We start from the raw sequence: 25,914 nt of genomic DNA on the forward strand, positions 1-25,914 counted from the left end.
CGTTCTCATGTCAGAATTCTCCGCAGCCGTGCTGCCCATTCACGACGAGGCAGTTATTCAGGTTCGGCCGCGAGCGCACGCGCTTCCATTCGGAGGCGAGCGAATCGGCCGGACCTTCGGACTGCTGCAACGCGAGGACCGGTTCGTTGGTGCCCACGCAGACGTTGATCGCGCCGAGGTTGCTCTCGTAGACGAAACTGTCTTCCTGCGCGGTGAACAACGGTTGCAGGCCGGAGCGCGCAAAGACCGCGCCTTGCAGCGGCATCGACGGGTCGATGGTGAGCGTGCCGGGAATCACCACGACCTTGTAACCGTCAGGCGACGTGAAGGTGCCCGTGATCGCGTAGCTTCCCGGGCCGGAGTTCGTCGTCGCCGTCGATCCGGGCGGACCACCCGCGAGCGATTGACCTTGAGTGTCGCCGTTTTGCAGGCCCGCCACGGTGAATGTGAATGCCGGGTTGGACAGACCCTGAGGCCGCTTCTGGTTGCCGACATTGATCGTAAGCGTGGGCTGCTCGGCGTAGACGAAGTGATTGCCGTTGTCCGTCACGACTACGTTCGACAACTGACCGTTCCAGCAATTGCCGCCATGGACGCAGCCATAGAAGTTGGGCCGCGCGCCGCCCGGTTCGATACCGCCGCGGGTTTCGTTGTCGCGATTCAGCGCCCACACGCGCCACGCGTTACCCGCGCTGATCGTGCCGCCGTTCGGGTTCTGAAACTGCGTGCCTTGCTGCACGAGATCGATGCTGCCGCTCGCCGTAAGATGCATCGGCGTGGCTGGCGTGCCAAGCGTGATGCCGCCGCTGTCGGCGATCACGGTGAGATCGCCGGTTGCCGTGCCCGGCTGGCCGCCGATCGGCGCGGCGTTGCCGCTTGCCGCATCGAAACCGGTGGCGCTGGCCGTGCCTATCGTCAAGGCGCCTGCATTGCGAAAGTTCACCGTGCCCGTCCCGGCGACGGCGAGCGTGTTCACGCTGTTGACATCCGGAAGGTTGAACACGCCGCCACCGGCAAGCAGCAGCGTGCCTGTCTGAATGCCGCCCGGATCGCTTGCCGTGCCATTCGTGTCGATGGCGAGCGTGGCGCTCAAAGGCATCGCAATGCCCGAGGGCAAGTCGACGCCCTGACTGCCCGCGCCCGGGTTCTGCAGCGTCAGGCTCGTCGCCACGAACGGCCGCGCCGCGCAATTCGTGCCGCCTGCGCACGGACCTTCGACGGTGATCTTCCCGGTCTGTGTGAGCGAGCCGAGCGCGAGCGTGCGGATGTTCGTCGAGAACGACTGGTACGTGGTGGCGTCGATCGACAAGCCCGGCGTTGCTGCCGTGCCGAACAGCGTGATCGGCATGCCGTTGCGCGGCGTGAGGGCGAAGCTCGTCGGATCGACCGATACCGGATAGATGCCGAGCGTCGCCGCCGAGATCGAACCCGGCGCGCCGCGCCCGATCAGACTGGTGGCGCTTGCGTCATTGGCCGAGCCGAGCACGACAGTGTCCGGTGCCGCGATGGTGAAGTTGCCGCCCGTCTCGCCCGTGGTGGCGATACCCACGCCCGCCGTCGCCGAGTTGCTGTAACCCGCGATCGCGACATTCCGGCCCGTAACCGAGCCGGAGCCGAGCAACACGCCATAACCGGTTGTGTTGGCGCTGCCGCGGATATCGGCAGTACCGTTCGTTGCCCGCACGGACGAGCCGTCAAGGACCGCGACGCCATTGTTGCCGCCGCCGCTCGCGCTGCCGAAGACCCGCACGGCATGGCTGTCGCTGTCGCTTGCGGTGGAAACGAGTTGCGTCGATGCGGGCTGACGAGCGGGCGCGGTGCCTGCATTGCGCAATACGACGCCGCCGCCAGGATCCGTTGCGGCGTTCAGGCTGCGTCCCGCCACTTCTATCTGTCCCGTGCCGCTAAAAATCCTGACGTCGTTCAGATCGACGCCGTAGGGCGTGATCGTATTCGGAAAGCTCGAACTGGCGAGCACTGCGGGCGTGGGCGCGATGCCGTGCAGCGTGACGTTGCCGCCGGCTCCGGATGCGCCGGTCGTGTCGATATCGACCGATTCCAGCATCGCCGACGCGCCGTCGTAGCCGCTCGCGCCACCGCCTTGCGTGCCCGCAACCAGCGACCCGCCGTTGGTCGCAAAGCGGATGCGGTACTCCGCCCCTTCCCCGGCATTGCCGAGCGCGATGATCGCGTTGCGCGCGTCTGCGGCGACGTCGAGCGCTCCCGCCGTCGATGTTATGTCGTTCTGCAGAAACAGCAGGTTGTTCGCGTGCAGCCCGAGCGTCGATACACCCGTGGCGTTTTCGACGACGGGCGCCGTGACGTAGATCGTGCCCTTCCCGCCTTCGCCGCCGTCGAGCGTCTGCACATTCAGGTTGCCGAGCAGGGTTGCCTGCGCGCTTTCCAGAGGCGTGACTTTCGCGGACGCGGAATCGAACGTCTGCCCGGCTACGCCCGTGATGCGAAGATCGCCCTGGCTTACGAGCGTCACGTTGCCCGTTCCGGCGAGACCGAGTGAACCGACAAAGTTAGCCGGATTGGTGAAATTGAAGCTGCCCGGTCCGACGAGATTCAACTGCCCGACCTGAATGCCGGAGGCGCCTTGCGTCACGATTCCGGGCGTCTGCAGCGTGAGCGTATCGACGTTGATGAGCGATGCAAGAGCGATGCCCTTGCTGCCCGTGCCCCCGCTTGCGAGCGTCAACCCGTCGAGCTGGCCGGTTCCAAAGAAAGGCTGCGCAACGGTTACTAGACCGCTATAGCTATTCGAACCGATTATGAGGTTCGACACCGCCGGCGCAATCGCACCGAGCATCGACTGCGTGACGCTGAAGCCCGCCGCCGTGCCGCCGACGTTGATGGGCGTGAGGTTATCCGCGGCAATGTTGAATGAGCCGGCATCGAACTTGCCGGGCAGCATGACCACGGTTCCCGACGGCGCGTAGAAAGTGCTGGCCGGGGGCGCGGGCGCGTCGACGGCGGCGGTCACGGCATCGTCGCCACGTAGATTGACCGCCTCGTCCAACACGGGCGGACGCGTCGCGGCGACCGTCTGGATTTGCGCCACGATGGGTGGCGTCGTGCCGTTGTTGTCGGCGCGCAAAACCACCGTGCCGCCCGTGTCGAAGAAGCCCGGAAAGAGCGCGGGATCGCGTCCCGCCGACAGCGTCGAGTTGTAGAGCGCGATGCCTGCCTGGCTACTAGGCGTGTAACCGGTCACCGACACGGTCAACCCCGAACCTTGCGCGGTGATTCCGGCGTTATCGAGTTCGACGCCCGGATAAAGGTTGCCCGCAACCGCGAGTCCGTTGTTGTAGCCGCGAATATCGATCGGGCCGCCCACGCTGTGAATGTCGATGTCCTGCGTGATCGTGTACGGAAAACCGCCGTTCATCGCGACGCCCTGATACCCGTTGCCCGAACCGGAAATCTGTATGCCTCCCGCGCCGGCCGAGATGGCGGTTGGCGTGGTGCTGCCTGAAGTGATCGTAACGCCTGCGCCCGGTATGTAGCCCGACGCCGTGGTTCCCGTCATGCTGAGCGCATTGCCCGCACTCAGTGTGGAACTATCGATGCCGACTCCGTCGCTCCTCCCGGCAAAGTCGCCGCTCATTGCCCGGGGCAGGCCCGGTGCGTTGCCGGTGATGAAGATGGAGCCGGTCTGCGTGGCAAGCGCGGCGCCGACGATGGACACGCCCGTACCGTCGAGCAAGTATCTGTCGGTGGTGTTGTTCACGTAAGGCGCCGTGCCCACGATACTGATGTTCCCCGACTCCGACTGCGCGATCTGGCGCCCGAGATCCGGCTGTATTGATACACCCACGCCCGACACCGTGCTGAGTGCGGCCGGCACGACGGCCGCCGCGCCGCTCACGCTGATGTTGCCCGAGACGGTCTTCAAAAGCGGCGTGGTCACGGTGCTCGCAGACGTCGGCGTGAGCGCTACACCCGTGGTGTTCAAGTTCGCGAAGTCATTCGCACGAGTGCCCACGGTGCCGTTGATGCCGATGTTCCCCGTCTGCGTGGCGATGCCCGACAAGCCGCCGATCGACACGGCGAGTGGCGCCGCTTGCCCGGCTATCGAGACATCGCCCGTCGATGTGGCGATGGTCGAGTCGATCATGGTGAACGCGGCGAGCGGAGTCGCGTTCGGAGCAACGACTGCAGCGAGGGCGCTGGGAAGCGTCGGCGCGCCTTGTCCGTTGAGCGTCACCGAACCGCCGGACTGCGCGCCCGGCAATGCCACGGTCGTGTCGATTTTCGTGTTGTTGCCGATCACGACCGCCGCGCCGTCGAATTGGGTGGCGGCGGCAGGCGTGCCCGCCGCTGCCGCGGGCACGCCTGCGGTGAAATAACCGCCGTTCGTGTCGATCACCGCGCGGTTGAGCACGATCCAGTTGGTCCCCGCCGCCGCTTTGCCCTGATTCGCATCGAGCACGACGTTCAGCGCGCCCACGGGCGCGTCGCCTTCCGCGGACGGACCGCCGATGGTCCCCTCCACCGTGATCGATCCTGCGGCGCTGAGCGTCAGCGTGGCGGGCGTCGTGGTTCGGGTCTTGGCCAGACGGACGCCGTTTTCCACGATGATGGCGCCCGTGCCTCGCTCACTGAGATTGCCGGCATCGGTCGAGAGCGTCACCGATATGCCGCTGCCGAGCTTGTTGCTGATGTCGTCGTCGACCACGACGCTGTTTGAGGTCGGACTCGACGAAAACGTCGCCACGTTCGGATTGCTGGTGGTCGTGGTGGAGATGCTCGTCCCGCTGTTGACCGTGGTGCTGGGTGTGGTGCTGAGCGTGGCCGGAATGACCGTCAAATTGGTTGGGTCCAGCAACCATTCTCCGCCGCGCCCGAGCGCCGCGGTCGCATCGATCGTGGCGCCGTGGGTATCGAGATAGCCGCCCGAGGTTTCGATCAGGCCGCCGTTGCCGCCGTGCGCGCCGCCCTTGGCCGACAACGTGCCGTAAATGCGCGCCGCTTCTGTCCCGTACATCACGATGTTGCCGCCGTCGCCGCTGACGAGCGCATCGGCGCCGACCTGCGCCGTGGGGCTCATCCACACCGCATCCGCATTGCGGATATCCGCCGCCTTCCCCGCCGCGCCGCCGCCGACCCGCACGCGCCCGCCGCCTGCCGCGCCGTTCGCATCGACGCGCGCACCGTCGTTTACCGCGACACGAAAGCCCGTCACGTCGATGCCGCCGCCCTTCATACCCGCGCCGCCCGTTGCATCGACGGCGCCCGCGACCTCCGTCACGCCCGCCGCGCCGCCATCGAGCACGATGCGCCCGTTGCGTTCCGCCACGCTCCGCGCGCGCACCGTGCCGGTCTGATTGAGCACAGTCGCGGCGAGCGCGTCGGCGGTTTGCACGGACATCACCACTTGCCCGCCGTCCGCCTGCACTACGCCGGAATTGCTCACGAGCGCCTGTGCCGCCGCGCCGTCCACCTTCAGCATCGTGAGGCCGTCGCCAGCGAAGTCGAGCGTGATGTCGCTGCCCGCGCCCATCGCGACCGTGCCGAGCTTGGCGCTCACCACGCCGCTGTTATCGACCTGCCCGCCCAGCAGCGCCACCGTTCCGCCCTCGCCTGCGGTAATCGCGCCTTGATTGACCACCTTGCCGCTCGCATTCGGCGAAGCGATGAAGTGATACTTGCCCGCCAGAAAGTCACTGTCCGAAATGCCCAGTGTCGATGCCACCAGCGAGCCGACATTCACCGACGCCCCCTTCGCGAACAACACGCCCGCCGGATTGACGAGAAACACCTGACCGTTGGCATTGAGCCGCCCGGCGATGGTGCTCGCATTGCTGCCGACGACGCGGTTCAGCAACACGGCCTGCGGCGACGGCTGCGTGATATTCACCGTCTCGTTGCCGCCGATCGAAAACGAATTCCAGTTGACGATGCCCTTTTGCGATCCTTGCGTGATCGCCATCGTACTGTTCGCAGGCGCGCCGATCGAGACGTTGCCGCTCACCACCTGAGCGCCTGTCGGAAACGCGAGCGCGCCGGGCGCCGCCACGAGCGCAATCAGCGGCAGCAGTGCCGCCGGACGCAGATCGATACCGGCATGACGCGCCGCGCGCCGCGCGAGCCGCCGGATCGCGCGCGCCCACGCCCGCCGGTCTCTGCGGGTCCGAAGGCTATGGATATCGCTCATGTCGACCTCCCTCATTGCTGCTGATTGCTGCATGGTTCGCTCGCGGCATCGCGCCGGCTAGAACGATTTGGAAACCTGCACGTACACGCGTGGCACCTTGTCGTCGCCGGTGGTGTCGGCGCGCGTGGTGCGCCACGCCACGCTCGCATCCACGGTGACGCCCCACGGCCCGTTCCAGAAAAGCCCAAGTCCCGCGCCGCTGCGCGTCACGGTGTTGGCGCCCTGGCCGGAAATGGAGCGCGCGTTGTAACGACCCACGCCGATATCGAAGAACGCGGACGCGGTGAGCGTCGGCAGCACGGCGTAGCGCAACGCGGCCGTGCCGATCAATCCTTCGTCGACCACCGATTCCGATGGCGAATAAGCCCGCACCGCACGCGGCCCGCCGAGCGTAATGCGCGACGAACTGTCGAGATTCTGATTCGCCCACTGCCCGGATACGCCCACGAAGAAACTCGTCTTCTGCGTGATCGCGTTCAGCCGGTTCGCCTGCATCGTCAGGCGCACGCTGTTGCCTTGCGTGTTGCGTCCGGCCGGTCCCTGATCGATGGCGGCCGCTACGCTCGAATCGATATTCAGATGCGCCAGCGCCAGTTGCACGTCCGCGCTGTTGAAGCCGCCGCCGAGAAACGCGTCGCGGCTTTCGTAGGAGAGTCCGACACTTGCCACATAGAGCTTCTGCGGGTTGTCGAAGCTCACGGTGTCGATCTTGTCGGTGAGCGAGCGATACTCGAACGCGCCGCGCAGCAACAGGTTCTGACTGCGCGAGCGGATCAGCGGATGCGTCACGGACGCGGTCACCACGTCGGCGTCGCCGTGCGCATTGAGCGAGGAGAAGTTCTCGCCGAGGTAGTAGTACAGATGCGAATACGCGATGCCCGCGCGCGTGCCGTATGCATTCACCGGCGCGTCGTAGCCGACCCGGCCGTAGACCGTATCCGCCCGTTCGGCGGCAAGCAGATTCAAGTCGAGGTTGTCGCCAATGCCGAATGGCGACGCGAGCCGCCCCACGGAGCCGAGCCGCCAGCGTCCGGCGGGTGCTGCGCCATAGTCATCGGCGGATACGGCGAAGTCCCAGCGCCGCGTGGGCTCGACGGTCACGGTCAGATCCACGGTGCCCGGCGCGCTGCCCGTCTCCAGCGCGGACGTGACGCGAATGCCCGGCAGATCGGACAGGAGCAGCATGGTGCGCTCCAGTTCGCCTTGCCTGAGCGGCTTGCCCGGTTCGATCGAAGCAAGCCGCGCGCGCACGAGCGATTCCTTGATCGGCGCGCCCGGCGCCATGGTCAGGCGAACGCGGCCGATCTTGCCTTCGAGCACGGTAAAGGTGACGTCGCCGCTCGTCACGTCCTGCGGCGGAATCACGACCTGTGCGAGCGGATAACCGCGATCGCGATACGCCTGCGCAATGCGCGCGCTCATCGCGTTGAGATCGTTGATCGAGACTTCCTGGCCGATCTTCTCCGAGACGAGCGCGAGCAACGTGTCGGTCGACAGCGTCTCGTTGCCCGCGAAGCGGATATCGCGCAACACGAACTTCTTGCCCTCTGGCACGGCAGGCGGCGCGGCGGGCGGCGCGGGCAGCACGTTTGCGCCGCCCGGCGCGGGCGCACCCGGCGACGGACGCGGTTGTTGGTTGAGCAGCGTGCCGGCGTTCGGCGTCTGTTGCGTGCCTGCGTTCGGCAAGTTCGGTACGGCCGGCAGCTGTTGCGCCCAGGCCGGCAGCGCACTCGCGCAGGCGAGGCCCACGCCCGCCACGCGCGCCGCGCCGGACACACGCGCCGCGCCGGCGACGCTTCGTCCACGGCGTTTGGCTACGCGTGAACTCAATGCGAGGAATGTCGTTGTCATGGCGTGATTCACTGCACCGTCCTCATCGGGACCGGCGACGGATCGGCGCCGGCTTCGTTTGCGTCATCGAAAGCGGACGCGCTGATCAGCGGGCCACCGAAAGCCGCCAGTTGCCCATCAGATCGAACGGCGCCCAGTAAAACGGATGAGCGAACTTGCTGTTCGAAAGCACCGCGAGCTGCGCGTCGCGCATCGCGTCGATGGCTTCTTCGCCCTTGGTCAGCGCACCGTAGAACGTGCGCATGGTGAGCGCGGTCGAGTCGTCGGCGACCGGCCACATCGACACGAGCAAAGCCGACGCGCCCGCATAGAAGAACGCGCGCGTGAAGCCCATGATTTCGTCGCCGCGTTCGACGCGCCCGAGCGCCGTCTCACAGGCGGACAGCGTCACGAGCGCCACCGAATCGAACTTGAGGTTGTAGATGTCCTCGGCGAGCATGGGATCGGGCCCGTCGGCGGGCTGGGCCGCGGGCGCGAGCAGCACGCGCGAATGCAGCGGATCGATGGTGTCCGCCTGCGCGTGCGTCGCCACATGGACGATGCGTCCTTCGGGCGCGTTGTCACTGAATGCCTTGCGCGTGACGTCGCCGCGCACGAAGGTCTCGTTCCTGGCGAACAACGGGCCGATCGCGCGGACTTCGGCTTCGGCGCCGGGCAGATCGAACTCGGGCGCAATACGCGGATTGCCGAAGGCGACCAGATTGCTCGCGATGCGCTGCTGCCGCCGCACGAGCTGCACCGCGACGCTTGCCGACGGCGCGAGCGCCAGCGCGTGCCGCTGGATCAGAAAGCCCTGCGCATTCCTGAGCGCCTGAAAGGGCATGTAGTGCAGCGCGCCGTTCGGCACGATGATGAGCCGCTCGTTCGGCCGCAAGTCGAGCGGCTGGATCAAGAGCGCGTCGAGCTTCGCGCCGTAAGTGAGCGCCTGCGGTCGTCCGCGGATGATCGCGTTGCGAAAGTCGGTCACGGCAAGCGTCATGTCGCGCCGTTTGATCGGCAGCGTGAAGCCCTGAAGACCGCCGGCGCGCACGACCCACGCGATCATGCGATCCGGCAGTCCGTGAAATTCGACGATCGCCTCGCCAGGCTTGAGCGTGCCGCGCACCTCGTCGAGCGAGAGCGTGCGGCCGTTGAGCTGCGCCTCGTCGACATTCGATGCAAGCCGGTTGCGCACGACATCGAGCAGCGCGCGGCTGCGGCTCTTCTCCGAGAGCGTCCAGCCGAGCGAGTAGTCGCCGTCCTCGACGACGAGCGCAATCGTTTCCTCGAAAACCGTCTGAACGTCGGAGAACAAGCCGGTCTTGAACTCGTCGCTGCGAAAGCGCGCGCGGATCGATTCGGAATCGTCGAGCGCGGCGAGCCATGCATCGCGCGCCTCTTTTCGCTTGCCGAGCGCGAGATAAGCGCGGCCCATGCCTTCGTGCGCCCACAGGTTGTCGTAGCTCGCGTCCGAGCCGCTTTTCACGGCGCTGGCGGCGAACGCGTCCAGCGCGGCTTGCGGATTGTTTTCCGCGAGCAGCAGATTGCCTTCGATGCGCTTGCGCAAGGGCGCCAGCAACGAATCGGTCAGGCCGCTCGTCGCTTCGAAGGTCGCGCGCGCGCCGGGCGCGTCGCCGTTGGCAATCTGCGCGTTGGTGATCGACAGCAGCACGAGCGGCCGATAACGCGGCGACGCCGAATCGAGCGCCGCGTGATATTCGATGAGCGCGGCTTTCGCATCGCCGCGTCGCGCCGCGATATCCCCGAGGACCTTGTGCGCCGGAGCGAGCACTTGCTGCGGATTTTTTTCGCCGGCGGCGATGGCTTCGCGCGCGTACTTTTCGGCATCGTCGAGATCGCCTGCGTAGCTGTAGGCAATCGCCAGATCGCGCCGCGAGAGCGCCGCGAGATTGGCGTTGTCGGTCTGACGCGCGACGACGAGCGCCCGTGACGCCGCCTCGATGCTCTCGCGAAAATCGCCGCGCTCGGCCGCCGCGACGGACATGCTGCAGTAGGCGTAACCGTCGAGCTTGACCTGATCGCGCGCCAGCAAGAGCCGCCCTTCCTGCGTCAGCGTGGCGATGGTTTCGGCATCGCGCACGCGGGCTTCGGCCTGGCGTGCCGCGGGCGTGAGGGATTCGTCGGCGGTGCTCGCCGGCGCTTGCGGCGCTGTGGCGGATCTGTTTTGCGCCTTTAGCGGGATGGACGGCGCCTTTCGCTCCGGCATCGCTTGCACGTCTTGTGTGCTTTGCGCACGCAGGCATGGCGTCGTCAGAAGCAGTGTCATTGCCGCGCACAGCGCGCACATCGCGCCAGGCCGTTTCGTAGCACCGCGCTTAAGCGCAGCAGCGTCGGCCTCGATGCGGGCCGACCACATCCGCTCTGTCGTTTCCACGAATGCGCTCCTCGATGACCATCGCCGCGCACCGGCGCAAGCGGTGTGGAGCCGCCGCGGTGCCACGACAAGACGAAACGTCGCGGCGCATTTGAAAACACGCGGCGATGGTTCGTCTGCCGCTGTGTTGGCACTCACACACATTGGTCATGCCAGGCATCGAATCGATCACTGACGGCGAACGCTCACCGTGGCGGATGCAGACGCGGTCGCGGCTCTGTGCGGCGCGCGTCGTCTTTCTGAGCGCGCTCTTCGTCGCTGCGTGCAAGTCGGCGCCGCCCGCGCCTCCGCCGCCGACCATCGTGCGCGTCAGCGTAAGCGCACTCCCAACCGCGAATCCCGATCACATGGGCCGGCCGTCTCCCGTGCTCGTGCGCGTGTACGAACTCAAGACGACCGCCGCCTTCGATAGCGCCGACTTCTTCACGCTCTACGGCAAGGATCAGGCGACGCTCGGCGGCGATCTCAACGCGAAGAACGAATTTCTGCTGAAGCCGGGCGACAGCCGCATCGTCGAGCAGCCCGTGCAGCCGGGCACGAAGTTCGTCGCGGTGGTGGCCGCGTATCGCGACATAGAACGCTCGCGCTGGCGCTCGACCGTGCCGGTGCCGCCGAATCAGACGACGTTGATCGACGTGCGCATCGATGCAGCGGACGTGAGCATCGGCGCCAGCCGTGCGCCGCCGCCAAAAGCCGCCAGGGAGTAGCGGCGGCGCCGCATCGGCACTTGCAAATTCGAACGCGTCGTTCGTTCTAGAAGCGCAGCGCCTCGTGTGCGCGATCCACGCGCGATTCACACGGCGCCGCGTCGAACCCAGAGGCGGATACGAGCCATGACCTGGCATCAACGCATGATCTGGTCCGAGGGACTGTTTCTCGAACCGCAGCATTTTCAGCAGCATGACCGCTTCATCGAGCATTTGGTGTGCTCGCATTTGCGCGCAACCGAAGCTTGGTCGTGGGGCTGGGCCGCCGTCATGCTCGACGAAGTCGCGCTCGGGCTCGGCAAGATCGCGCTCGCTTCCGCATTCGGCGTCTTGCCCGATGGCGCCGCGTTCTCGTTTCCCGACGATGCCGCCGCGCCTCCCCCGCTCGAAATCCCCGCAGGCACGCGCGACGAACTCGTGCTGCTCGCGTTACCTCTGGCCCGCGCGGGCGCGAAGGAGTTCGAAGCCGGCGGCCAGGCGGACGGCCAGGCCGACACGCTGCGCTACCGCACCGCCGACACCTCCGTCACCGATGTGACGACGAGCACCGACCGCATCGCGCAAATCCGCGTCGGCACGCCGAATTTGCGGCTCATGCTGGAGCGCGACGTCACCGGCGCCTTCGCGACCATTGCCGTGGCGCGAGTCCTCGAAAAGCGCGCGGACAATCGCGTGCTGCTCGACATGAGCTATATCCCGCCGATGCTCCACGCCCACGCCGATCCGCGTCTGCTCGGCCTGGCGCAAGAGCTTGCCGGCCTCTTGCATCAGCATGCCGACCGGCTTGCAAGCCATCTCGCCAATCCGGGGCGCGGCGGCGTTGCGGAGATCGCGGACTTTCTGTTGCTGCAGACGCTCAACCGCTTCGAGCCGCAATACCTGCATCTATTGCAAGTGCCGCTGCTGCATCCCGAGCGTTTGTATCAGACGACGCTCGCGCTTGCGGGCGACCTCGCCGCCTTCGATGAACGGCGCCGCGTGCTCGCGTATCCGCCGTATCGGCACGACGATGTAGCCACTTCGTTCGAGCCGCTCATGCGCGACGTGCGCCAGCTTCTCGCCCAAGTGCGCGAGCCGGACGCGGTATCGATCGAATTGCAAAGCCGCAAGCCCGGCGTGCGCGTCGCGCTGATCAACGATCTCGAGCTCGTGCGCAGCGCGGGCTTCGTGCTGGCCGCCAATGCGCAGATGTCCGGCGAGGCGCTGCGCACGCGCTTTCCGACGCAGGTCAAGATCGCGCCCGCCGAAAAGCTGCGCGATCTCGTCAATCTTGCGCTGCCGGGCATCGGCTTGCGCGCGATGTCGGTCGCGCCGCGGCAGATTCCGTTTCACGCCGGCTTCTCCTACTTCGAGCTGGACCGCGGCGGCGAGCTATGGAAGGAGCTGGAGCAGACCGGCAATCTGGCCATGTATATCGCCGGCGAGTTTCCCGCGCTCGAGCTCGAGTTCTGGGCCATCCGTCACTGAGGCGCGGACATGACGAACGACGACGATCCCTTCGCCGGATTCGAATCCGATTCGACGATGATCAAACCCAATCCCGGCGCGCGCCGACGCGCCGGAAAAGGCGCGACGGAAAACCCGCACATGGCGGACGCAGCGGGAGGCGGCGACGCGCGCGCCATCGACGCCGCGTTCGCGCAAGGCGGCGCGGTTAATCCGCTGGTCGCGGCTTGCGCGCCGCTTCTGCAACTCGCGCCGCGCATCCGCACGATGAGCGCTTGCGCCGACCCGGCCGCGTTGCGCGAGTCGCTCGCGGCCGGCGTGCGCCGCTTCGAGGCGCAAGCGCGCGCGAACGGCGTCGCGACGGAACAAGTGACGGCGGCGCGCTACATGGTCTGCACGATGCTCGACGAAGCCGCCTCCGGCACGCCTTGGGGCGCGGGCGTGTGGGCGCGTCAGAGTTTGCTCGTGACTTTTCATAACGAGGCATGGGGCGGCGAGAAGGTCTTTCAGTTGCTGGGGCGGTTGGCGCAAAAGCCCGCGTTGCATCTGCATCTGCTGGAACTCGCGAGCATGGTGCTGGCGCTCGGTTTCGAGGGACGTTATCGCGTCGCGGCGCAGGGCAAGCAGACGCTCGACGCAATCCGCGCGCGGCTCTATCAACTGATCCGCAAGGAACGCGGCGAACCGGAGCGCGCGCTGTCGCCGCATTGGGAAGGCGCACCGACCGCGCGCCGCCGCGCAACCGACGTGTTGCCGGTGTGGGTGGCCGGCGCCTTCGCGCTGCTGGTGCTCGCCAGCGCCTATTTGGCGATGAGCTTTCGCCTCGGCCAGTTGTCCGATCCGGCGTTCGACACGCTGGCATCGATCCGCGCGGGCGTGCAGCGGCCGTTCGTCGTGCAGCAGGCGGCGAAACCGCGTCTCGCGGAGTTTCTCGCATCCGAGATTCGCGACGGCCTGGTATCGGTCGACGATCGGGTCGACCGTTCCGTCGTCACGCTGCATGGCGATAATGTTTTCAAGCCCGGCAGCGCGGAAGTATCCGCGCAAGTGCGCCCGCTGATCGACCGGATCGCGCAGGCGCTCAAGGCCGTGCCGGGCAACGTGTTGGTGACGGGCCATACCGACGACCGGCCGATCCGCTCGGCGCGTTTTCCGTCGAACTGGGAGCTGTCGCAGGAACGCGCCGCGAATGTGCGCGACTTGCTCGCGTCGAGCTTGCCGCCTGCGCGCCTCAAGGCCGAAGGCAAGGGAGACGCCGACCCGGTCGCGCCCAACGACTCGCCCGCCGGACGCGCGCAGAATCGCCGCGTCGAAGTGGTGCTGTTCGCCAGGCCGGGCGCGTGATCATGAAGAAGATTCTGTCGATCGTCTTCCATCCGCTCCTGTTGCTGATCCTCGGACTGGCGCTGGTCGCGGGCGCCATCTGGATCGCCGGACCGCTGGTGTCGTTCGCGGGCACGTATCCGCTCGAGCCGGGCATGGCGCGCTTCATCGCCATCGGCTGCATTGCGCTGCTGCTGGTGCTGCGGCACGTGTGGGTCGCGTGGCGGGCGAAACGCACGCAGGCCGCGCTTGTGGCCGGACTCGCCGCGCATGACTACGCGCCGCGTCGCGAAGCCGCCGCGCCGAGTGCCGGCGAAGCCGAAGTCGCGACGCTCGGCAAACGCTTCGAGGAAGCCCTTGGCGTGCTGCGCGAGGCGCGCATCGCCGCATCCGGCAGACAACCCGGCTGGCGCGACTGGCTCACGCTTTCCGGCAAGCAGTATCTCTACCAGTTGCCTTGGTACATGTTCATCGGCGCGCCGGGTGCGGGCAAGACGACGGCGCTCGTGCATTCGGGCTTGCGCTTTCCGCTTGCCGAGCGCTTCGGCACGGACAAGATTCGCGGTGTCGGCGGCACGCGCAACTGCGACTGGTGGTTCACCGACGAAGCCGTGCTCATCGATACCGCCGGCCGCTACACCACCCACGAAAGCGACCGCGACGCTGACCAGACCGCGTGGCAAGGCTTTCTCGCGCTGCTGAAGAAGACACGTCCGCGCCAGCCGATCAACGGCGTGATGATGACGCTCGCCGTGCCCGATCTGCTGAACGCGTCGCCCGCGTCCGGCGAGGAAATGGCGGCGACGCTGCGCGCCCGCATGCGCGAACTGATGCAGGCGTTCGGCACGCGCTTTCCGGTGTACGTGCTCGTCACCAAGACGGATCTGCTCGCGGGCTTCACGGAGTTCTTCGCGGATATGTCGAAGGACGAGCGCGCGCAGATTTTCGGCTTCACGTTTCCGTACGACCCGAAGCGTCCGCTCACCGAAGCCGAGTTCGGCGCACGTCTCGAGGCCGAACTGGACACGCTCGAAGCGCATCTCGTGGCGCGCCTGCCCGACCGCCTGAACGCCGAAACGGGCCTCGCTCAACGCGCCGCGATTCTGAGCTTTCCGCGGCAATTCGCGGCGCTCAAGCCGCTCGTCGCCGAGGCGCTGCGCGCGACCTTCGTACAGTCGAAGCACGACGATATCCCGCTCGTGCGCGGCGTCTACTTCACGAGCGGCACACAGGAAGGCACGCCGATCGATCGCGTGATGGGTTCGCTCGCGCGTGCGTTCGGCATCGAGCGGGGCATAGAGCCGCCGCGTCCTTCGAGCGGGCGCAGCTATTTCATCCAGCGCCTGCTCACGCAGGTCGTATTCGCGGAGCAAGGGCTCGCGGGATCGAATCTGCAATGGGTGCGGCGGCGGCATCTGCGGAGGCTCTCGGCATATGCGGCGCTCGCGGCCGTCGTGGCGTGCGTACTCGCGCTGTGGAGCACAAGCTATTTGCGCAACCGCGCCTATGTCGAAAGCGTGGATCAGACCGCGCGCGCCGCGAAGCAGATCGTTGCGGGGACTTCCGCCGCGAACACGAGTCTCGTCGCGCTGCTGCCGGTGCTGTCGGCGGTGCGCAAGCTCGCATACACACCGCAGGTCGATGCCACGAATCCGCCGCTCGCGATGAAATGGGGCCTGTGGCAAGGCGCGAAGCTTACCGCCGCCGCGAACGACGCTTACGAGCGCCTTCTCACCGACCTGTTCCTGCCGAAGCTCGCCGCGCGTATCGAGGAACAGGCTCGCAGCGCGAACGCATCGAACCCCGGCTATGCCTACGAAGCGCTGAAAGCGTATCTGATGCTCAACCAGCCCGATCGTCAGGACCCGGATGCGCTCAAAACGTGGATCGTCACCGACTGGGACCGCACCTTGCCGCGCGACATCGGCAATGCGGAACGCGTCGCGCTCGCCGGTCACCTCGACGCGCTGTTCGCGCGTGGCGTCGTGCATCCGAATCTTCCGTTCGACGAGCGCCTCGTCGCCAGCCTGCGCGCGACGCTCGCCGCCAGCACGCTGTCGCAACGCGTCTACGGCCGCGTGCGGCAGCAAGGTGTCGGCGCGGAGTTTCCCGAGTTCACGGCCGCGCGCGCGGGCGGACCGAACGCGTCGCTCGTGTTCGTGCGGGCGAGCGGCGCGCCGCTCACGCGCGGCGTGCCCGGACTTTATTCGTTCGACGGCTATCACAACGCGTTCATCAAGGCGGTCGATCAGGTCGCGCGGCAGCTCGCCGAGGAAGAACCGTGGGTGCTCGGCGTTCGCGATCAAAGCGGCCTGCCGCGTGGCGATCCCGCGAGGACGCAGCGCCTCACGGAGGACGTGCGGCTGCTCTACTTGCAGGACTATGCGCGCATCTGGACCGAGTTTCTGGCCGATATCCGCGTCGTGCGCGCAGACACGCTGACGCAATCGGCGCAGATCGCGCGCATTCTCTCGGCGCCGGATTCGCCGCTCGCGATGCTTGCAAAAGCGGCATCGCGCGAAACGACGCTCGGCACGCGGCCGGAGAACGAAACCACGGTCGTCGACCGCGCCAACGACAAGATCAGCGCGGCGCGTGAACAATTGCTGAAGATCATCGGCGGGCCGGACCCGACGAAGATCGCGCCGGTCGCGCCGGGCGCACGGCTGGAGAGCATCGTCGACGACCGATTCACGGGGCTGCGCGCGCTGGTGACGAGCCCGGGCGGCGGGCAGCCCGCGCCGATCGTGCAGACACTCGCGCTCATCAACGATGTCTACACGAACCTGAGCGCCACCGACGAAGCCTTGCAGCAGAAAACGGCGCCACCGCCTTCCGATGCTCCCGCCAGGCTGCGCACGCAGGCTGCGCGTCTGCCCGAACCGATCCGGACAGCGCTGCTCGACCTCGGCAGTCAGGGCGCGGCGCAGACGCAACAGGCACGGCGCGTGAATCTGTCGGCGGACCTGAAGGAATCGATATCCGCATTCTGCGAGCGCGCGTTGAACGGACGCTATCCGTTCACGCCGAACGCTGCGCGCGACGTGCTGCCCGAAGATTTCGGCTCGCTTTTCGCGCCGGGCGGCAAGTTCGACGACTTCTTCCAGAAGAACCTCGCGCCCGACGTGGATGTCTCCGCGAAACCGTGGGCCTTCAAGAAGTCGGATTCGTCGGCGTCGCAGATCAGTCCGGCGGGGCTCGCGCAGTTCGAGCGTGCCGCGACCATCCGCGGCGTGTTCTTTCGCGCGGGCGGCAAGACGCCGGGGCTGGCGCTCCAGTTCAAGCCGCTCGACATGGACCCGACGATCCTTTCCTTTACGCTCGATGTCGACGGCCAGATTCTCACCTATGCGCACGGTCCGCAGATCGCGACGGCCATCCAGTGGCCCGGCACGCGCGGTTCTCAGCGCGTGAGCTTGCAACTGACGCCGCCGCCGTCGAGCGGCGCGGCCAACCTTGTGTTCGAAGGACCGTGGGCGCTGTTCCGTATGTTCGACCGGCTCGACGTGCAGCCCACCGACGAGCCCGAACGCTTTATCGTGACCTTCGAGGTGGAAGGCCGCAAGGCGCGCTTCGAGGTGACGGCGAACAGCGTGGAAAACCCCTTCCGGCTCTCGGAACTGCGCGCGTTCGCCTGTCCGGAGCGCCTATGAGCGACGCCCTCGGCGATAGCTTCGGCGACGACGGCGCGGCTATCGCCGGCTGGTACGGCAAGCTCCCGTCGCTCGGCGATTTCGCGGCACGACGCCTGTCCGATGCGTTCGTCGCGCCGTGGGATGCGTGGCTCGCGCAGCGCGTCGCGGAGACACAGCACGCGCTGGGCGCGGACTGGCTGTCGCTGTATCTGACGTGCCCGGTGTGGCGCTTCTTCGCGATGCCGGGCGCCATCGCGCCGACGCTCGCGCATTGCTGGACGGGCGTCGTGATGGCGTCGGTGGATCGCGTCGGCAGGCATTTTCCGTTGACGATTGCGGCAGCGCTGCCGAACGCGCCCGCGACCGGCAGCGAGATCGCCGCGCTGTGGGAATGGCTCTCGGCGATAGAGAGCGTGGCGCTCGCCGCGCTCGATTTCGATCACACCGTCGAGCGGCTCGATGCGCAGCTCGCCGCCCTGCCCTTGCCGCTGCCGCCGTCCGCGCGCGAGGTCGCGCCCGCGGCGTTCCTGCGCGAGCCCTGGATCGTCGGCTCGGCCAGCGCGCTGCCGGACGCGCTCACACGCCTCTTTGCGCCCGTCTGGCAGGCGGAGATTCACGGCATGAGCATGTGGACGTCCGCGCAAGCCGCGCCCGATCCTCCCGATCCTCCCGATCCTCCCGATTCACTCGTGCCCGGCACGCCACCGCCTCCCTCCGCGCTCGACACCGCGCCGCGTCCGTTCACGATCTGGCCGACCTTCGGCCTGCCGGACACCGCTCTCTTCACGACCATGCTGCGGGACGGCGCACCATGACGGCCAACGGCGATCCTTCGCACGACGACCGCACGAGCGCTGCCGGCAAGGCCGATGACATCGGCGAGGACGACAAGACGGTGATCGTGGGCGGCGCGCGTGTCTCGGGCAATGCCGCCGACCCTGCACTCTCCGGCCTCGACGACAACCGCGCGAGCCGCAACATTCTGCCGCCCGGCACGCGGCTCGGCGAATTCGAGATTGTCGAGCTGATCGGCGAAGGCGGCTTCGGCATCGTCTATCTGGCGTTCGATACGTCCTTGGACCGGCACGTCGCGCTGAAGGAATACATGCCGTCGGCGCTGGCCTCGCGCATCGGCGCCACGCAGGTGCAGGTGAAATCCGAGCGCTACGAACACATGTTCCGCGCGGGTCTCAAGAGCTTCATCAACGACGAAGCGAGGCTGCTCGCGCGTTTCGATCATCAGTCGCTCGTGAAGGTGTACCGATTCTGGGAGGCGAACGGGACCGCGTACATGGTGATGCCCTACTACAAGGGCACGACGCTCAAGGACACGCTACGGGCCCTGAAGAAGCCGCCCGACGAAGCGTGGCTGCGCGCGCTGCTGACGCCGCTCGTCGATGCGCTCGCCGTGTTGCACGCGTCGGACTGCTTTCACCGAGACATCGCGCCGGACAATATCATCCTGCTGGACGAGAGCCAGCGTCCCGTGCTGCTCGATTTCGGCGCGGCGCGGCGCGTGATCGGCGACATGACACAGGCGCTCACGGTGATTCTGAAGCCCGGCTATGCGCCGATCGAACAGTACGCCGAAGTGCCGTCGCTCAGGCAAGGTCCGTGGACCGATCACTACGCGCTCGCCGCGATGGTGTACTTTGCGATCGCCGGGAAGACGCCGCCGCCCGCGGTCGGCCGCATGGTGAGCGACAGCTATCAGCCGCTTGCAAAGCTGGCGGCGGGCCGCTACTCCGAGCGCTTTCTGAAGGCGATCGATCACGCGCTCGCGGTGCAGCCGTCGAACCGGCCGCAGACTGACCGGCAATTCGCCGCCGAACTGGGTATATCGCTGCACGATGGTTCGTCCGGGCGCAACAAGGGCGACGGCGCCGCCGCGGTAAGCGGCGCGAGCGGACTAAAACGCGTTGGCCGGATAGCTGGCGTGATCGTGGCAGCGGCTGCGCTCGGCGTGTTGCTGCCCAGGTATCTGCCGCATGCGCCATCGGCCGTGCAGGAAGTGAAATCGGAACGCGCAGCGGCCTCGTCCTCCGTGCCGTCGATTCCTGCTCCCGCGGCGCCTGCAATCGCGCCCGCAAGCGAAACACGCCCTGTGCTGCCACCCTATACGCCCGCCGATGAATTCGCACGCATCGCCACGTTCGCCGACCCGTCCTACGCGGTCAAGGTCGACGTGCCCGTCGCGCGCGCGGTGGTCGACCGCGACCGGCTTCTGTTCTCGATCACGAGCAATCGCGATGGCTACGTGTACGTCTTCGTCGTCGATCCCGCGAATCAATACTTGCAGCTCTTTCCGAACGAACTGGACCGCGACAATCGCATCGGCGCGAAGAAACGGCTGACGCTGCCGCGCGCAAAGTGGCCGATGCTGGCGGGCGAACCGCTTGGCACGAATCACTTCGTCGCCATCGTATCGGCGGCGCCGCGCGATTTTCCGGCGCTCGACATGACGCACGATTCCGTGTTCGGAAGCGTGTCGTCCGAGGCTCAGGCAAGCGCTGCCGCCCAGCGGACCGCGACCGCCTCGCCGTTCGCGGGCGTTCCGGCATGTGACACGAAGACGTCGTCGTGCCCCGTCGCTTATGGCGCCGCCACCTTCAAAATAGATGTCGTCCGTTCGTCTAAATGATGCACAGCGCATCGCCTGCATGGGGATGCGTATCGCAAAGGCAAGACGCTAGCGCGCAAGCAGTGCGAGGACACACCATGGCACCACGAACGAGCGGCGTCGCGGCGCAGCCGGACAGCACGCCTGGCCAGTTCATTTCGAAATCGGGCGAACGCGTGCCGTGCGCAACAAGCGCAGTAAGCGCATCGAAACGCGCAACGAAACCTGCATCGACGCCCGCGGCGGCATGGGCGAACTCCACCATGCGCGTGCTCTGTGTGCTGACAGCCGGCGCCATCGCGGCTTGTGCGAGCGCGCCCGATGCCGGGACGCAAGCGAAGGACGCAACGCGCGAGCCGGTCATCGCGGCCGCGCCCGCGGGAGCCGTCTTGGCACTGCCTGGCGAACAAGGCCTGGAAGAGGCGCGCATGGTCAGTTCGGCGGCTTCGGGCGCCGAGCCGGGCGTAGCCAATCCGCTGCCCGCGAGTCCATCCGCTTCGCTCGCGGGCACAGCCACGCCTTTCGCCACCAAAAATGCGCTCTACACGCCCGTTGCCTTTGCAAGCGTTCCGGGCTGGGCAACCGATAACGTCGCCGAGTCGTGGGATGCGTTTCGCCGCAGCTGCGGCGTGCTTTCAGCCAAGCCTGCGTGGGCCGCGCCGTGCGCGGCATCGCGCGGCATCGACGCGAGCAACGGCGTCGCGGTGCGCCGCTTCTTCGAAGACAACTTCACGGTCTATCAAATCCGCAATGTCGACAAATCGCCGCGCGGAGTGCTCACCGGCTATTACGAACCCATATTGAAAGGTAGTCGCCGCTTTGGCGCGCCGTATGTCTATCCCGTCTACGGCGTGCCGCGCGACATGCTGTTTCTGGATTCGCGCAGGCTTGCGCCGGACGCGCGGTCATCGGCGATTGCAGCGCGAATCGACGGCCGCTCGGTGATTCCGCTCACGACGGTCCCGATGGGCGGCGCCAAGGGTGTGTATGCGCTCGAACTCGGCGACAGCCTTCCCGATATCCGCGACAAGCGGCTGCGCTTGCGGCTCGAAGGCAACCGTATCGTGCCGTATTACTCGCGCGCGGAAATCGAGCGAGGAAAGCTCAATGCGCCGATTCTTGCCTATGTGGAAGACCCCGCGATGCTCTATTCTATGCAGTTGCAGGGCGCTGGAAAAATACGCCTGCCGGATGGCGCAGTCATGCGGCTCGCGTACGCGGAACAGAACGGGCTCGCCTTCAATCCGCCCGTTGCCAGCGCGGGCAGCAAGGGCCGCAAAGTCCTGGTTCGGGGCGTCGAGATCGACCTGGAAGAAGGCACCGTGAGTACGCAAATGACGCAAGCCGACGCGTCGGCATCCGACGATGCCCCGCAATCCGCGCTTCTGCGCGGAGCGCAGGAAGATGCGTCGCCTGATGGCGCATCGGCGCCCGCGGGCGGCGACGCAGGCGCGCAAGCCGATTCCGAGGCCGCTTCGCCCCTTTTGCGCGGCTTCAATCTCGCGAAGGGCGCAACGCCTGCCGTGCGGCCGGCACGTGTGAGCGCGCCATCGTCGATGGTTTCATCCGCACATGCCGACAATAAACCCGGTTCCCTTGCCGGCACGCCGCCGCTTGGCTACACGTTCGCCTCGTCCGATCCAAGCTACGTCTTCTTCCGCGCCATCCCCGATTCGCCGATGGGACCCATCGGCGCGCTGGGCGTGCCGCTGTCGGCGGGGCGCTCGGCCGCCATCGACCCGCGCACGACGCCGCTCGGCGCGCCGGTGTTCATCAATGCGAGCGACGGCGCGGCGCAGGCCACGTCGGTGACGCGTCTTCTGATGGCGCAGGACGCAGGCGGCGCGATTCGCGGCGCCGTGCGCGCCGACTATTTCTTCGGTACGGGCCCGCAGGCGCAACAGCAGGCGAGCCGCATGAAGCAGCCCGCGCAGATGTGGGTGCTGTTGCCGAAGGGACTGCGCATCTCGGCGAGAGAAAGCGGCGTGCGTGTGCGCGGCGGCCCTTCGTTGCCGAGCGCCGATTGCGTCGTCTCCGATCCCGATCTGTGCGTGGACGAAACTCCATGAAACCGCGAGAGCAACCATGAAGTTCCTCGTCGCGGACGATCACGAACTGATCCGCCGGGCGGTCAAGTCACTGTTGCGCGGTATCGACCCCGACGCGCAGTTCGACGAAGCCGACAACTGGGACACGCTCGCCGCCGCCGCGCGGCCCGAGGCGAATCACGATCTCGCTATCGTCGATCTGCGCATGTCGGGCATGGAAGGCGCGGCGTCGCTGACCGCGCTGCTGAAAGCGCATCCCGCGCTGCCGCTCGTGGTGCTCTCCGCGGAAGAGTCTGTCGAGGAGATGCGCGCGGTGCTCGCGGCCGGCGCGCTCGGTTTCGTGCCCAAGCGAGAGCCTGCCAACGTCATGCTCAAGGCGATCGAACTGGTGTTGTCGGGCGGCGCGTATGTGCCTATCGAGGCGCTGTGTCTGGTCGAGCCGCATACCGCCGCGCCCGCGCGCGCGCCGGCCGCCGATCGTGCGCGTCCTTCCGTCAGCGCGCCACCCGTCGCGCTGGCGCCGCATCATATGCACTTGATGAAAAACCTTTCGCCGCGTCAGCGCGAGATCATGCGGCTCGTGCATCGCGGTTGCACGAACAAGATGATCGCGCGCGAGCTTCTAGTGGCGGAAGGCACCGTGAAGGTCCATTTGTCGGTGATCTTCCGGGCGCTGGGGGTGCATAACCGTTCCTCGGCCATCGCGCTGATCAACGGGTGGCTGGAGACGGGGCGCGAGCTGTGAGGCAGCGCGAGCGTCGCGTGTCCATCGCCATGCGTTCTGGTTTTTTATCGAAGCCGCGCACGCTCGATGACGTGCCCGGCTTTCCGACGATACGGGCGCGTGTCCGCATGCGTGGCTTGTCCGCGGCTACTTCGACAGAGAGCAGCGTTCCAGGTCAAGCCGCCGCATTCTCCCCGTGCGGTTGAAGCAGCGAGTCCAGTGTGCGGCGCAGACGCGTCGCGGTAACAGGCTTGTGCAGCACCGGCACGCCCTCGGCGGCGAGCGCCGCGAGTTCCGGCGATGCCACATCGCCCGTCATCATCACGCTGACAAGCTGCGTATGGCCGCGCCGCCGCAGCGCCTCGCGCACGGCGCGCAACGCTTCGATGCCGGTTTGACGACGGTCGATCTGGTAATCGCATAACAGCACGTCCGGCATGAACCCTTCGGAGATCGCACGCACCGCGGCTAGCTCGTCGCGGCAAACGCGCACGACGCAACCCCAACGCGCAAGCAACGCACCGAGCGCCTCGAGATTGGCGGGGTCGTCGTCCACACACAAGATGCGCCGATGCTCGATAAACGCGCTCATCGAGAGCGGCGCCGTGATGCTGGACGTGATGAGACGCTCATCGCCTGTCGTCAAGGGAATGCAAACGGTCGTGCCGCGTCCGGTGTCCGAGCGCAGCGACGGTTCGCCGCCAAGAAGACGTGAAAGACGTCGCACCGTCGAGAGACCCAGTCCGTGACCGATCTGGCGCGATTGAGGCCCGAGCGGCACTTGATAGAAGTCCTCGAAGATGAGTTCGTGCTCGTGCGGCGCGATGCCGATACCCGAATCGCGCACCTCGATACGACAACGCGCGGGATCCGCGTTATGTCGCACGCCAACCCAGATCGAGCCGCGCTCGGTGTAACGCACGGCATTCGACACGAGGTTCATGAGCACACGCTCGAGCAAGACGGGATCGGTATAGGCAATGCAGGTCGTCGGCGCGACACGCAATGCAAGCCCCTTCGCGGCGGCGGCCGGACGGAACTGCCGCTCGATGCGCATCAGCAATTCGGACATACGGAAGTGCTGCGAGATCACCTGCGTCACGCCGCTCTCTATGCGCGCCAGATCGAGCACCTGATTGAACAAATGATTCAGCGATTCGATATTGTTGATAATGTGCTCGGCGGTTTCATCGCGCTCCTGCGCACTCGTGGTCCGGTCTGTCAGCACATGTGCCAGCAGGCCGATGGCATGCAGCGGCTGACGCAGATCATGACTCGCTGCCGCGAAGAAACGTGTCTTCGCGAGGCTCGCTTCCTCGATTACGACGTTCTGCCGCGCCACCGTTTCAGCAAGCCGTTCCTGCGCGACGCGCGCCTTGACGATGCCGCGAAATAGCCCGCGATATTGCGCCGAGAATAGGTAGATGCCAACGATGAACACCGCCAGCACGACACCCAGCGCAAACCCGTTGTGCCGCGGCTGCAAGAGATGCAGCACAGTAGCGGGCAACAGCAGCGTGGGCACCGCGCCGGACAAATTAGCGAGACTCAGCCCGTTGGCGACGTAGGCGAGTGCCGCGAGCGCGACGAGCAGCACGGTATGCGCGGTCGCGAGGTCCGTGGAATCGTTCTGAAAGGCAAGCCAGATGGAGAGGCCAGGCGCGCTGTGCAGCGCCAGGTTTCTCATGGCATGCAGATCGATCCACCGGCGCGCGGAGAATGCCAGCGGCTTGTAGCGGCGCCAGGCCCATAGCGCGATCGCCAAACAATTCGCAATGCCATGGAAGGCCACGTAAAGCACTGCCAGCGCGCCGGCGCCAGGTCGCGTCAGATAAACCGCGCCTAGCAGTGCAACCGAAAATCCATGCGCCAGGAAAGAGGCGGGATCCGCCGCGTAGAGCGCGCCTGCGAGATCGTTGTCGATCTCCCACTGCCCTTGATCGCCTTGCATTTTGTCATCCCCTGCTTATGTTGAAACTTCGGGCGACATCAGGAAACGACGGACGGTTCGACTCGCACGACGGCTATCCGCGCGCATACGACCGGTAAGACCGGTCAGCTGTCCGAGGTGGTTTACCCGAAAGTTAGACAACGGCTATGACTAAATCAATATTGGCCCTTTCGTCCGAGAAAACCATACTCACCACGTTGCCACCGCATTGGGGGGATTGACAACATGGAGACCTTAACGATCGACGCCGCAGCACAGGCCGGCGCCACTTCCACGCTAACCGACCTGTGGAGACGCCGCACGCATCTGTCGCATGACGAAATGATCTCGATCTACAACCTCGTGAAAGGCGCGTTGCGGACCTATCATCCGCCCGAGCTGCAGTCGCTTCGCGAGGACAAGGAGGAACTGGTTGCACAGTTCATCTACTCGAAAGTGCTGCGCCTGGAGCCAGGCCACACGGAGTCGCACGCCAGCGAGCAGAGCGCGCCGTCGAGCGGATATGCGGTGTGTACCTACTTCAGGCGATTTCTGATCGACTGCCTGCGCAGCGCGAGTTTTCAGCGCGATGTCTCGATGGAGATCGAAGGTATCGGACAACAGGTCGATGAGCACGCTCACGCGGTCGACGATCCGATTGAATCCGTGCTGATGCAGTACGGTCTCGACGAAGCGCGCGTGCGGCATCGCGCGCGCGCGTTTATCGCTTCGCTCGACAAGTACGAGCAACTCGTGCTTGCGGGTACGCTCGGCTGGTGCTCCGGCGGCAAGGGTGGCTTGTTCGGCATCGCCTCGCGGCATCACATTCCGTCGTATCACTATCGAGCGGTGAAGCTCGGCGTGACGCTCAAGAAGTCCGCGCAAAGCGAGGACTTCGCGATGACCAAGATCGGCCGCTGGATCGCCGATACGCTCGGCATCGAGATCAGCGCGGACAACCAGGTCGCGATTCTGCTCGTGCTGAATCTGCTCGCGCTGGAGTCGAGTCAGACGACGGTTTGAGTGCGAACGTTCATGACAGCACTCGTCAAGTTGTCATGGCCGCTTGCGGCACGCAAATCGATCCGGATGT

13 protein-coding genes are annotated in these 25,914 nt (G+C 66.3%); 9 read left to right on the forward strand and 4 right to left on the reverse strand.

The features are described from left to right. Positions 1-10 precede the first annotated feature (10 nt). The 3 genes from LDZ28_RS20965 to LDZ28_RS20975 all read right to left on the reverse strand — a co-directional run bounded on the left by LDZ28_RS20965 (position 11) and on the right by LDZ28_RS20975 (position 10,388). Positions 11-6,163 carry a filamentous hemagglutinin N-terminal domain-containing protein gene (locus LDZ28_RS20965; RefSeq protein WP_244830356.1) on the reverse strand — a complete coding sequence of 2,051 codons (6,153 nt, stop codon included), beginning with the start codon at positions 6,161-6,163 and terminating at the stop codon, positions 11-13. A 57-nt stretch (positions 6,164-6,220) separates the two neighbouring features. After that, positions 6,221-8,014 carry a ShlB/FhaC/HecB family hemolysin secretion/activation protein gene (locus LDZ28_RS20970; protein WP_244830357.1) on the reverse strand — a complete coding sequence of 598 codons (1,794 nt, stop codon included), beginning with the start codon at positions 8,012-8,014 and terminating at the stop codon, positions 6,221-6,223. Between the two features lie 85 nt (positions 8,015-8,099). Continuing rightward, positions 8,100-10,388, reverse strand: a complete 2,289-nt coding sequence (locus tag LDZ28_RS20975) for a CHAT domain-containing protein (RefSeq protein WP_244830358.1) — start codon at positions 10,386-10,388, stop codon at positions 8,100-8,102. Between the two features lie 149 nt (positions 10,389-10,537). On the opposite strand from LDZ28_RS20975, the gene tssJ reads away from it, so the two are divergent. The 8 genes from tssJ (at position 10,538) to LDZ28_RS21015 (ending at position 22,912) form a co-directional block, all read left to right on the forward strand. Continuing rightward, entirely contained in the window at positions 10,538-11,095 is a 558-nt protein-coding gene (gene tssJ / locus LDZ28_RS20980) for a type VI secretion system lipoprotein TssJ (RefSeq protein ID WP_244830359.1), read from the forward strand. Between the two features lie 126 nt (positions 11,096-11,221). Then, on the forward strand, positions 11,222-12,562 hold the full coding sequence (gene tssK, locus LDZ28_RS20985; protein WP_244830361.1) for a type VI secretion system baseplate subunit TssK: 1,341 nt from the start codon (positions 11,222-11,224) through the stop codon (positions 12,560-12,562). Positions 12,563-12,571: 9 nt separating this feature from the next. Further along, positions 12,572-13,885, forward strand: coding sequence for a DotU family type VI secretion system protein (locus tag LDZ28_RS20990; RefSeq protein ID WP_244830363.1), 1,314 nt, complete (start codon positions 12,572-12,574; stop codon positions 13,883-13,885). Positions 13,886-13,887: 2 nt separating this feature from the next. After that, positions 13,888-17,517 carry a type VI secretion system membrane subunit TssM gene (gene tssM, locus LDZ28_RS20995; protein ID WP_244830365.1) on the forward strand — a complete coding sequence of 1,210 codons (3,630 nt, stop codon included), beginning with the start codon at positions 13,888-13,890 and terminating at the stop codon, positions 17,515-17,517. Next, positions 17,514-18,314: a type VI secretion system-associated protein TagF gene (gene tagF / locus LDZ28_RS21000; protein ID WP_244830368.1), complete on the forward strand. Its 801-nt coding sequence runs from the start codon at positions 17,514-17,516 to the stop codon at positions 18,312-18,314. The genes tssM and tagF overlap by 4 nt, the downstream gene beginning before the upstream one ends. Beyond that, entirely contained in the window at positions 18,311-20,140 is a 1,830-nt protein-coding gene (locus LDZ28_RS21005) for a serine/threonine-protein kinase (protein ID WP_244830369.1), read from the forward strand. The genes tagF and LDZ28_RS21005 overlap by 4 nt, the downstream gene beginning before the upstream one ends. A 77-nt stretch (positions 20,141-20,217) precedes the next feature. Beyond that, entirely contained in the window at positions 20,218-22,188 is a 1,971-nt protein-coding gene (locus tag LDZ28_RS21010; RefSeq protein ID WP_244830370.1) for a murein transglycosylase A, read from the forward strand. Positions 22,189-22,204: 16 nt separating this feature from the next. Then, positions 22,205-22,912 (forward strand): response regulator transcription factor, encoded by a 708-nt coding sequence (locus tag LDZ28_RS21015; protein WP_244830371.1) that lies wholly within the window; start codon positions 22,205-22,207, stop codon positions 22,910-22,912. A gap of 154 nt (positions 22,913-23,066) precedes the next feature. On the opposite strand, the gene LDZ28_RS21020 is transcribed toward LDZ28_RS21015, so the two are convergent. After that, positions 23,067-24,842: a hybrid sensor histidine kinase/response regulator gene (locus tag LDZ28_RS21020; protein WP_244830373.1), complete on the reverse strand. Its 1,776-nt coding sequence runs from the start codon at positions 24,840-24,842 to the stop codon at positions 23,067-23,069. Positions 24,843-25,067: 225 nt separating this feature from the next. On the opposite strand from LDZ28_RS21020, the gene LDZ28_RS21025 reads away from it, so the two are divergent. Next, the gene (locus LDZ28_RS21025; protein ID WP_244830374.1) at positions 25,068-25,844 is read left to right on the forward strand and encodes a hypothetical protein; all 777 of its coding nucleotides are present in this window, start codon (positions 25,068-25,070) and stop codon (positions 25,842-25,844) included. Positions 25,845-25,914: the final 70 nt, after the last annotated feature.

Origin of the sequence: Caballeronia sp. TF1N1, from assembly GCF_022878925.1 — a bacterium.
Classification (GTDB): Bacteria; Pseudomonadota; Gammaproteobacteria; order Burkholderiales; family Burkholderiaceae; genus Caballeronia.